A 10710-nucleotide genomic window follows, 5' to 3' on the forward strand; every position below is an offset into this window, starting at 1 on the left:
CCGGCGCAGAGCACGGCGTGGCCGCGCACCTATGGCCCGCAGACGGCGAAAGTCGTGGGACCGCAGGGCGAGAGTATCTGGACGGACAAATATGGCCGCGTGAAGGTGAAGTTCCACTGGGACCGTCTGGCGAAGGGCGATGACACCAGCTCCTGCTGGGTGCGCGTGTCGAGCGCCTGGGCGGGCCAGGGCTACGGCGGGGTGCAGATCCCGCGTGTCGGCGATGAGGTGGTGGTGGACTTTATCAACGGCGACCCGGACCGTCCGATTATTACCGGGCGCGTGTACAACGAGGCAAGCATGCCGCCGTGGGCACTGCCCGCTGCCGCGACGCAGATGGGTTTTATGAGCCGCACCAAGGACGGCTCTGTGGACAACGCCAACGCCCTGCGCTTTGAGGACAAGGCGGGCGCAGAGCAGGTGTGGATCCAGGCCGAACGCAACATGGACACCAGCGTTAAAAATGATGAAACGCACAGCGTCGGCGGCGCGCGCAGTCATTACGTGAAGAAAAATGAGCTGCATCGCGTGGAGGCTAATCAGATCCAGGCGGTGAAAGGCGGAACCGAGATCCTGACGGGGAAAGGCAAGCTGGATGCAGCGGTGGAGCAGTACGTCATTGCTTCCGGGACGAAGCTGCGGCTGGTCTCAGGTGAGAGTGCTATTGAGCTTAACGCTAACGGCAAGATTAACCTGATCGGCAAAGAGTTTAACTTCTTCGTTGAGGGCGATGGGTATATCACCACGGGCGGTAAGCTGCATCTGAATACGTCGGGCACCCAACCGGGCACAACGGCGCCGGGATCGGGGCATAAAGGGGATATTGATGCGGCGGTGCAGGAGAAGTTTTCGCCGGGAAAGGAGAGTAAGGCAGGTGCGGTTGCCAGCGCGCCTGCCGATACCCCACAGGCTGCAACGCCGTCAACGTCCAACGTTCCTTCAAGTGGATACGGGAAGGATGTAGATAGCCTTGTAGACAAATCACCTACCATGAAAAATGACATAGCTACGTTAAAGAAACGAGGCTGGACATTCGAAGAAGGTGAAGCAGGCAAGGGTACGTTCGCTAATCGTCAAACGCGAGTTATTACAGTTGATAAAAATGAGCTCGGTAATCCGGAAGAAGTCGTTCAGTCCCTTTCGCATGAGAGTGGTCACGCTTTATATGAACCCAATATTGATGTTTCTTCACGTGAAGCCTACCTCAACAGTACGCTCAGTGATGAAGGCGCCGCAACGCTGAATAATATCCGGGTCCAACGTGAAATCATAGCCAACAAGGGCGGGGATATAGGTATTGCGGGCAATCCGGCAAATCAGCCACAATATAATCGTATCTATGATTCGCTCGAACGCGGGGCCATAAAGGAAAGTGAAGCGCGCACGCAGATAGGCCGTATCTTTGGCAAAGGCGAGCAAACGTCTACCACGGGGCAATATTACGAAGATTATTATGGCGGTTGGTATGATAAAAATTATCCATAGTCTAAAAACGGGTGCGGTACTTGCGGCTTTATTAACGACGGGAATGGCAGGAGGTAACATGCAGAAACAGGATCTTTGGCAGTTCATTACGGAAATGAGCGCATCACTCAAAACGTTGTCCGTGACCCGTCTGACTGACGCTCCGTTGTCATTCAAGCTGACGAAACAGAATGAATATATCAATTTCTATAGTGCCGACGATATCAAACTGGCGGATGGAACGAGCGTTACTGCAATTGATTTACGTTTAAGTAAAGAAAGCGACGGCATGGCACCGTTACTGAATTTTTCACCGGCAGGCCAGTGCATCACTCTCGACACCGTTAAAAAGCATTATCCGCAACTGACATTAACAGATTATCCGCGAGGCCGTTCTGAGAACGAAGTGACCAGTTATACAGCGCCAAAGGATATGAATGGGCAAAAAGTAAGCTTTAGCTTCACGGCTAAAAAACCTGACTGTCTGGGTGGGGTCTCTATTAGCGCTGACTAAGAATGCTTATTTCATTACTCACTGCTTTTTAAAGTGGTGAGTAGGATAATATTTATCCAGCAAATGACGGTAACGTGAAAAAACGACTTTTTGTCTCTCTTTCTTTACCCTGATGTCTACCTCTCTGAGCAGTTATGAAGTAGTGGCTCAGACTATGCCGCCCATTCTGGCTAAAGAGGATTTTTCTCTGCATATAAGAGACCAGATTGTGGCACAGATTATGCTAACTGCTACAGATGGCAAAACAGTTCGCGGGATCCATATTGGTTAAACAATAAATGAAATTAATAAAACTAATGGTAGTGGCCAGGTCGAAAATGATTCCGGGGAGCAGTGGGTTTCTTACGGATTGGGTAAAAAATTACTCTCTTTTGAGGTTAAAGACAGTAAGGTTGTAAAAGTAAAAATGTTTTACGAAAATGGTACTTCAGAGTGATTTATGGCCAAAAAATATCTGGCAGTCGTTTTGTTCACCGCTTTATTGACAGGGGGCGTTGAAACGTCAACGGCGCTTGAATTATCCCAATACAACAAGCTCGATACAGTTAGTCACATCGTTAACGACAGCGAAGTGACAGACAATCTCAGTAAAACGCTTGGGAATCATTACCAGACCTTTATTGATAACTTTGATGTCTTCGGTGAACCGCATACCACCACAGGTGGCGGATTGTTTGTTGAAGGCTGGCTAAAAGATCTCTATCTGGAGAACGCGTCCGCGATGGTTATCAATCCTGACGGCAAAATCTTTGCGGCCTGGGTGGTTCCGGAGTCGGACGTTATTCATTACCAGTCTTCAGATAATAGCCCGATTATTCATGCCGATATAAAGCAATGGGCCGCCAGATTCAATGCGATGCATTTTGCAACGAACGGCCAATTAAAACGCGTATTTGACGGGGAGTGGGCTGGCGAATTCGAGAACGACTCGACGTTAACCCTGCGGTTAGCTGAATCAGGCAACCGTATCACCGGTTCTTATTGCTATATATCCCAGAAAGGAAACCGCATTGATTGCCCGGAAGATGATGAGCGTAATCTTAGCGGTACGATCGCAGGCAATCGTGCCAACGTTGAGTTCAACTCATCGTTTGGCGGCGTGGGCGGACGCGCTGTTCTGGAAATAAAGGGAGGGGAAATGAAATGGCGTTTAGTTAGTCCCCCTCAAAATGGAAATTATTATGCACCGCTGCATTATACGTTACGTAAAGCCGCTTCGGTTCAACACGCTGAATCCAGAAAACTGGACACCGAAAAGTTCGCTATTTCGCTTATAAACAAGTGTGGACATTTTGAGAGCAAATGTGACGAGATGGTTTATCTCGGCGTGCGCAAAAGCGATAACAGTACGATCTCCTTAAAGGGAAAAACGTTACACGACTTCGCGGGTAAAATAATCGGCTCAACGTACAAGAATGGCGAGATCGCTTATACCGTGACGTATGCACCTGTGAAATTGTTTGTCAGCAAAGGCAACCATGTTTTAGTCGAACAGGCAGGCCAGTGGCTTAAATAACAAAACAGCCAGCCAAAGGGCCAGCACGGATTGGCCTCTTTTGTTTCTCATCATATTAATCATCCCGAGTTCACTTATGAAATACACCCTCCAGGAAGGTTCCTTTACCCTTTTTCCTGCCGCCTGGCAGGACAACAGCATGAACATCATTCGTGATGACGAGAGCGGGCTGTCCGTGGTGGTCAGCCGCGGCGTTATCCCGGACGGCAGCGACTACGAACAAGAGTTTCACCGCCAGTGGGATGTGCTGCGTCCTCAGATGGGTGAGATCGCCCAGAGCGAATTCCAGCACGTAAAAGCCGGGCCAGACGGAAACATTAACGGGCTGGAAGTTGAAACCACCTTTGACCGTAACGGCCAGCGCCTGTGGCAAAAACAGCTTGCCGTACAGACGCCAGGCAAGTCGGTACTGATGATTTTTACCCTCTCAGCCTTAAAAGCCTTTACCGAAGAGGACGAGGCGCGCTGGAGCACACTGAAGCAGAGTCTGACGCTAAACGACAATCGGAATGTGTAAGGCATGAGCGATAACAACGCGGCCCGTAAGGGCGACGAGATTATTCACTCCAGCATTTTTGCTGACATCACCAGCATTGTGGCGGAAGGTGCTGCCTATGCGGTGATTGGCGCGGCGGTGGGCGCAGCAGCGACCGTCGCGGCCCCACTGCTGGGAGCCGGGGCCGCCGCAGCAGGCGTGGCGGCGATTGGATCCAGCTGTCTGTTGAGCGGCATTATTGGTGGGGTTCTGGCGAACGTCGCCGGGATCACCGACGATATCAGCAATGCCGCTGAAGGGTTGGGTAACGCGCTTTTCCCGCCGTCGCCTGCGGGCAAAATCACCACCGGTTCGAGTAATGTTCTGACAAATAAACTCCCCGCTGCGCGCGCAGCCGGGACGTTAACGCCTGCCGATACCCCTTCGCCTGAGCCGCAGTCTCCGGGCAGCTTTGCCGACTACGCGGGCATGCTGCTCTCCGCTGCCGGACAGTTCGGCAGCGAGATGTGGCAGCCGAGCGTCGCCTCTGCCGCCGCAGGGACCTCGCCGCTGGAAGAAGACAAGGTGGCGTGTGATAAACACTCCGGGCCACAGTATCTGGCGGAAGGATCTAAAAGCGTCTTTATCAACGGACAGCCTGCGGTACGCGCGAAAGATCGCTCCACCTGCGAAGGCACCGTTTCCGACGATGTCTCCCCGAACGTGATCATCGGCGGCGACACGCTCACGGTCCGCGACATCAAAAGCGGCAAAACGCCGGGTCTGGCGCTGGGGATGATTGCTCTCTCTCTGCTTCGCGGGCGTCCGGGCAAAATTTTGAAAAATATGCCCTGCGCGCTGGCGTCGGCTGGCGGCGGGATGCTGGCTGATATGGCCGTCAACGCCGTGTTCGGCTCCTCGCACCCGGTTCATGCCGCCACTGGCGTAAAGGTGCTGAACGACGACGATGAACTCGATTTCTCGCTGCCGGGGCGCTTCCCGCTGCGCTGGCAGCGCAGCTACAACAGCCTCACCACCCGCGAAGGGCTGTTCGGACTGGGCTGGGCAACCACCTTTGACAGCTATCTGACGCTGGAAGAAAACAACGCTACCTGGTTCGATGAAACCGGGCGCGAGCTGAGTTTTGAACTGCCGCCGGTCGACCGCGCGTTTTACAGCATCAGCGAAGGCATTATCATCCGCCGCAATGAGAGCGGCGACGTGGCGATTGCCGACGATGACGGCGCGGTGTGGCGTTTGTATAAGCCGACCCGCGCGAACCCCTCCATCCTGCGTCTGGCCTCCCTCAGCGATGAATACGGCAACGCACTGCTGACGGAATGGAACGAGCACGGGCGGCTGATCGGTCTGCACGATGAGCCGCGGGCGATTGATGTCACCCTGCGCTATGAAGATGAACGTTTCCCGCAGCGGGTGACCTCGGCGAGCCATTTCGACGGCAACCAGACATGGCCACTGATGCAGTGGAGGTACGACGCGCGCGGCCAGCTGGCGAGCGCGACGGATGCCTCCGGCGTGGTGACGCGTGAATATCGCTATAACGATGACGGTCTGATGGTCTGGCACTGTCTGCCGGGCGGGCTGGAGAGTGAATACCGCTGGCAAAAATTCGACCACTGGCGCGTGGTGGAAAACCGCACCAGCACCGGCGACGGCTGTCGCTTTAGCTACGATTTAGCCGCCGGGCTGACGACCGTCGATCACTACGACGGCCAGACGCGGAAGCACTACTGGAATGCGCAGAACCTGATCGTCCGTTACGTTGACGAGCGCGGTGAAAACTGGTGCTACGAGTGGGATGACAACGAACTCCTGACGCGCCGCATCGATCCGCTCGGTAATGCCGTTACCTTCGTTTATGACGACATGGGCAACCGGGTGCAGGAGATCGACGCCGACGGCAATACCCGCACCACCACCTGGCTGGAGCACCGCGCGCTTCCCGCGTCCATTATCGAAGCCGACGGCAGCGCCACCCGATTCCTGTATGACGAACATCACGGGCTGAAACGCGTGGTGGATCCGATGGGGCAGACCACGCTACTGCGTCGGGACGAGTTTGGTCAGGTGGTTGAAGAAGTTGATGCCGCCGGGAACAGCCGCTACCAGGAGTACAACGAGGCCGGGCAGCTCGTGCGAGCGACGGACTGTTCAGGCCGTGTGACACAATACCATTATCATCCGCTGGGCTGGCTGGTGGCTGAGATAAGCGCTGACGGCGAAGAGACGCGTTACCGCTACGACGCCGCGGGGCGTCCGGTGCAGCTCGATCGCCCGGAAGGGTGGACTGAGTCTCTCAAATGGAACGCGCGTGGCCTGCCGGTGAAGCATGCGGGCGCCGACGGGAAAGAGAGCGAGTTCAGATACGATGAGGCAGGGCGCTTAACCGCCACGCGTAATACGCAGGGTGAAGAGGTGCGCCGCCGCTGGGACAGCCGCGGACGTCTGATTGCCCTGGAAAACGAAAACGGCGAAGCGTATCAGTTCCGCTGGGGCGCAGACTCGCTGCTGCTGGAAGAGGTAGGACTCGATGGCGTGGCCTCGCAGTATCGTTATGACGCCTGCGGGCGCACGATAGCGCGCACGTTTGCCGCCGGTCATCCGGAGGCCATCACCCATGCCTTCGCCTGGAGCGCGAGCGGACAGCTGGTCGCCCGCACCACGCCGGAAGGCCAGACCCGCTACCACTACACCCCGTCTGGGCTATTAAGCCGGATTGGGCTGCATCCTGCGCTGTCAGCCGATGCCTGGAGCACTGAAGCCGAGCAGGAGCTTGTGTTTGAGTATGATGCGCTCGGACGCGTCACGCGTGAAACGGGCGAGCACGGAGAGCTGGCGTGGGAGTATGATGCGCTGGGCAACCGCACCTCCGTCACGCTGCCCGATGGCCGGGAGCTGAAACAGTTCTACTACGGCAGCGGGCATCTGCTCAGCATTGCCCTTGATAAGCTATCGGTCTCCGACTTTACCCGCGACGAACTTCACCGTGAAACCAGCCGCACGCAGGGGCTGCTGACCACCCGCAGCGAATACGACCGCCTCGGGCGACTGCATCGTCGGGACGTCTTTACCGGCAATGCCCAGCGCCCGTCGCCGCGCCGCTGGTCCCGCCGCTGGGATTACGACTATCGCAATAACCTGGTCCGGGAAGAGCGGGACGATAACCCGTTCAGCTGGTACCGCTGGCAGTACGACAGCGCCGGGCGTCTGCTGGTTCAGGACGGCACGCTGCCCGGCCAGGAGCAGTGGCGCTGGGATGCTGCCGGCAACCCACTCGAAGGGTCTGCTGAGAAGGTCACGCACAACCGCCTGACGCTGTTGAACGGCATTCGCTGGCGCTATGACATCCACGGCCGCACCGTGGAGAAGGATAACGGCCAGACCCGCTGGCACTACCGCTACGACGGCGAGCACCGCCTGACGGAGGTCATCAGCCAGCCGCGGGATCGCAACAGGCCGCAGACGCAGGTCAGCTTCCGCTATGACCCACTCGGGCGACGCATCAGCAAAACGCGCCGCCAGATGCTCGGCGGGCAGCCAACCGGTAAGCCAGTCACCACCCGGTTTGTCTGGGAAGGGTTCCGGCTGTTGCAGGAAGTGCACGGGGATGTGCCGCTGACCTACGTCTACAGCGATCAGGACAGCTACGATCCGCTGGCGCGTATCGACGGCGTTGATGCCCCGGAAATCTTCTGGTTCCACTGCCAGCCCAACGGTACGCCGGAGCGGATGACGGATATCGAAGGGCAGGTGCGCTGGGAAGGGGTGAACAGCGCCTGGGGCAAACTGCTGCGGGAAAGCGAGACGCAGGTATCAGGATATTCTCAGAACCTGCGTATGCAAGGGCAATACCTGGATCGTGAGACAGGGCTGCACTACAATCTGTTCCGGTATTACGACCCGGACTGCGGACGGTTTACGCAGCAGGACCCGATAGGGCTGGCGGGGGGGATAAACCTTTACCAGTATGCGCCGAATGCGCTGGGGTGGGTGGATCCGTGGGGGTTGAGTCGTTGTAAAAATGACTGGAATGAGTTTCAGAAAAAATCTAATAAGCGTCAGTTCTCTTCGAGAACACAAGCATCTAAGGCCTACGCGTTATGGAAGAAACAAGACTGGGCGGCATTAGAGAAATTTATGGGCGATGGTGCCTGGCCTCCTAATCGTGGATTTATTACTGCAACGAAAACGACTCTAAAACCTGGTACAAAAGTTGACCGCTACGGTGGTTGGACCGATGCAGATGGTTTCCACGATAGTGGTACGTTTATATCCCCTGCGGGATCATCTTTCGAGGGGAGAGCCCTCCAACAAAATACTTTAAACAAACCATATTCGGTTTATGAAGTTCTAAAACCGTTGCCGGTAGATAGTGGTCCTGCTATACCATGGTTTGGGCAACCGGGCAGAGGAACCCAATACGAAACATCCGAAGCGATCGAAGCACTAATTGAAAATGGTTTTTTGAGGAAAATATGACTTTAATTAATTTTCAGAAAAGAAAAGAACTTATCCATGATGGGCTTGAAGATGACTTCTTAAGGAACGAAAAAGAAATATCCTGTCCATGTTGTGATGCTGTCGTTCGTTTCGGTTTATATAACTCTAAAAGTTTTGATAAGCTTGAGGACTGCAAAAAAACAAAAATGGTAAGTAAGATGCGAGGCGTAAAGTTATCAGATGGTTTAATCCCGGGCTATAGATACAAAGAAAGCCCACTAAGGATATCAGAAAAAAAATGTTCAAAAGGAATTCATGATATTTATGTCATCTTTACTTATAAAGAGATACAACCCGCTCGTTATGAATCTTATTTAATAGGTGTTTTTAATAGTAATGATGTTTAGCATTCTGCTATATTAAATGTGATTTAAAATGCCTTTGGGATGAGGCTCCAGATTTTAGGGTTTTCAGTAACAACCTGAGAGTAATCTTTGGGCGGGATAAAAATACTCTCACTCCCGTAATGAATTGTTCGATTATATCAAGCATCATTCAACATGGGTCTTATATAATTTATAATTAGAAGGGTTGATAATTTTATGCAGTTAGGACATGTATGATTGCTTACTTAAGATTCATTAGAGAAAACAACGCGCTCGAATGGATTCACTGTTCAAGAAATATAAGTCTAAACATACCTCGCTTAGATATCGCTATGGTCGATCCTACACGCCAGTTAGTCTTTGCATTGAGCGAACAAAAATCATTACCAACCGTTTTGACCATCTTCAATGCTCATGGCGAAAAACTATTTTGGTCTGCACCTCCTGAAGGCGCGACTTTTTATTACTTAACATTCAACCTGTCAAATGAAGTGGTCGTTGTCTGTAGTTATCCAGTAAAACAAAATGGCTGGCATGATTGGTTTTATTCCTATGATATGAAGCGTAACGCATTGTCTCGATCAGGCCCTGCGTATTAATATCAAATGAGCCCAAAAAATGATAACAATAGCCGGTGGCAAAAGAGATACTATATAAATAATTCCAACAAGTGGTTTAAAAAGGTGTGCGTAAAGGGGAATTATCCTGGCCTCCGGAAGACGGATCCCAAGAAACGGCAGTGTCATTCTCGCTAAATATGAGACTCTTGACTCTCTTGAAGAGCGCTTAGGCGAGGATCTTTTTCAGACGTTAAAGCTTGTGACTGCCGATATCATTCCTTTTGAACCCAGCATGAAAACAGAACTCTTAAACAATGTGTTTTAGCCACGCAATAAAAAAATCAAACGTTAAACAAGAAGTTCATCACGTCGCCATCTTTAACGATGTAATCTTTCCCTTCCGCACGCATCTTGCCTGCTTCTTTCGCACCTTGCTCACCCTTGTAGGTGATAAAGTCTTCAAACGCGATAGTCTGCGCACGAATGAAGCCTTTCTCGAAGTTGGAGTGGATCTTACCAGCCGCCTGAGGCACAGTCGCACCGACAGGGTTGGTTCACGCGCGCACTTCTTTCCGCCCGCGGTGAAGTAGGTTTGCAGGCTGAACATCTCATGGCCCGCGCGGATCACGCGGTTCAGACCCGGTTCGGCCATGAAATCTTCACGATCGGCGTCGTTCATTTCAGTGATATCAGATTCAACCGCGGCGCAAACCGCCACCACTACAGAATATTCACCGCTCGAAGATTTTGCTGAGAAGATCCCGCACAACCCCCTGACGCAGTCTTTGCTAAATTATTTAAAAATCACACTATTGAAAAATAAAAGATGGAAGTAATATGGATAAAATAATATTTAATAATTATGGAGTGATCCTTATCGAGAGAGAAGGGCGTTTATTTATTAGGTTTTATTCAGGGGGGATGGTTATGAAAGAGGAGGAGGAAGAAGTGAGTATTGATGCGGCTAAAAAAGTTCAAGTGAGTGAAAAAGATGCTTGTGAGGTTTTAATTTCTATCGAAAATAGAAAAAATAAAGTATAGACTTCATTTTTAATGAGCAACTATAGGTCAGCGACAAAGAAGGCACATCTAATTATATTGGTGATTTTTACATAAAAATAGTAGAGTAATCTAAATGTATTTTTTAGAAAGAAAAGATGCAGAGAAAATGCTCTTTGAATTCTTAAAGAGAACTTTAATAAAAGAATCTGATATCGATGAGTTAATGAGCATGGCAATTAAACATGAGTCCGGCCCTCCTATGAAAGGCATAATGTGGCTTTGTTGAATAAATCAGATTTCGGGTAAGTCTCCCCGTAGCGGGTTGTGTTTTC

Annotated in this window: 8 protein-coding genes and 1 pseudogene; 8 read left to right on the forward strand and 1 reads right to left on the reverse strand. The window is 52.1% G+C overall.

Annotation, left to right across the window (positions count from 1 at the left end; translation table 11 throughout):
- From ACOTX7_RS23100 to ACOTX7_RS23130, 7 genes are all read left to right on the forward strand, one after another.
- A partial coding sequence (locus ACOTX7_RS23100) for a type VI secretion system Vgr family protein (protein WP_421626165.1) occupies positions 1-1485 on the forward strand: 1485 nt, incomplete at its 5' end.
- Positions 1466-1978, forward strand: a complete 513-nt coding sequence (locus tag ACOTX7_RS23105) for a hypothetical protein (protein WP_260630797.1) — start codon at positions 1466-1468, stop codon at positions 1976-1978. The genes ACOTX7_RS23100 and ACOTX7_RS23105, both read left to right, overlap by 20 nt.
- A gap of 439 nt (positions 1979-2417) precedes the next feature.
- Complete coding sequence (locus ACOTX7_RS23110; protein WP_221813701.1) at positions 2418-3494, forward strand: hypothetical protein; 1077 nt, start codon at positions 2418-2420, stop codon at positions 3492-3494.
- Between the two features lie 76 nt (positions 3495-3570).
- Positions 3571-4011, forward strand: a complete 441-nt coding sequence (locus ACOTX7_RS23115) for a DcrB-related protein (RefSeq protein WP_039273973.1) — start codon at positions 3571-3573, stop codon at positions 4009-4011.
- 3 nt (positions 4012-4014) lie between these two features.
- Positions 4015-8469: a glycohydrolase toxin TNT-related protein gene (locus ACOTX7_RS23120; protein WP_221813700.1), complete on the forward strand. Its 4455-nt coding sequence runs from the start codon at positions 4015-4017 to the stop codon at positions 8467-8469.
- On the forward strand, positions 8466-8837 hold the full coding sequence (locus ACOTX7_RS23125; protein ID WP_221813699.1) for a hypothetical protein: 372 nt from the start codon (positions 8466-8468) through the stop codon (positions 8835-8837). The genes ACOTX7_RS23120 and ACOTX7_RS23125 overlap by 4 nt, the downstream gene beginning before the upstream one ends.
- Before the next feature lie 212 nt (positions 8838-9049).
- The gene (locus ACOTX7_RS23130; protein ID WP_071850020.1) at positions 9050-9415 is read left to right on the forward strand and encodes a hypothetical protein; all 366 of its coding nucleotides are present in this window, start codon (positions 9050-9052) and stop codon (positions 9413-9415) included.
- Positions 9416-9717: 302 nt separating this feature from the next.
- Here ACOTX7_RS23130 and ACOTX7_RS23135 read toward each other — a convergent pair.
- A pseudogene (locus tag ACOTX7_RS23135) lies at positions 9718-10109 on the reverse strand (DUF933 domain-containing protein); the annotation flags it as partial.
- Between the two features lie 104 nt (positions 10110-10213).
- Between ACOTX7_RS23135 and ACOTX7_RS23140 the strand changes: the two are divergent.
- Positions 10214-10417 carry a hypothetical protein gene (locus ACOTX7_RS23140; protein WP_032653883.1) on the forward strand — a complete coding sequence of 68 codons (204 nt, stop codon included), beginning with the start codon at positions 10214-10216 and terminating at the stop codon, positions 10415-10417.
- The last annotated feature ends 293 nt before the right edge of the window (positions 10418-10710 follow it).

Origin of the sequence: Enterobacter cloacae complex sp. IR5418 (assembly GCF_049238105.1) — a bacterium.
Taxonomy (GTDB): Bacteria; Pseudomonadota; Gammaproteobacteria; order Enterobacterales; family Enterobacteriaceae; genus Enterobacter; species Enterobacter hormaechei.

Excerpts from the sequence above, each read along its gene's own strand:
- ACOTX7_RS23105 (WP_260630797.1), top strand. The coding sequence starts at position 1,466 with ATGATAAAAATTATCCATAGTCTAAAAACGGGTGCGGTACTTGCGGCT.
- ACOTX7_RS23110 (WP_221813701.1), top strand. The coding sequence starts at position 2,418 with ATGGCCAAAAAATATCTGGCAGTCGTTTTGTTCACCGCTTTATTGACA.
- ACOTX7_RS23115 (WP_039273973.1), top strand. The coding sequence starts at position 3,571 with ATGAAATACACCCTCCAGGAAGGTTCCTTTACCCTTTTTCCTGCCGCC.
- ACOTX7_RS23120 (WP_221813700.1), top strand. The coding sequence starts at position 4,015 with ATGAGCGATAACAACGCGGCCCGTAAGGGCGACGAGATTATTCACTCC.
- ACOTX7_RS23125 (WP_221813699.1), top strand. The coding sequence starts at position 8,466 with ATGACTTTAATTAATTTTCAGAAAAGAAAAGAACTTATCCATGATGGG.
- ACOTX7_RS23130 (WP_071850020.1), top strand. The coding sequence starts at position 9,050 with ATGATTGCTTACTTAAGATTCATTAGAGAAAACAACGCGCTCGAATGG.
- ACOTX7_RS23140 (WP_032653883.1), top strand. The coding sequence starts at position 10,214 with ATGGATAAAATAATATTTAATAATTATGGAGTGATCCTTATCGAGAGA.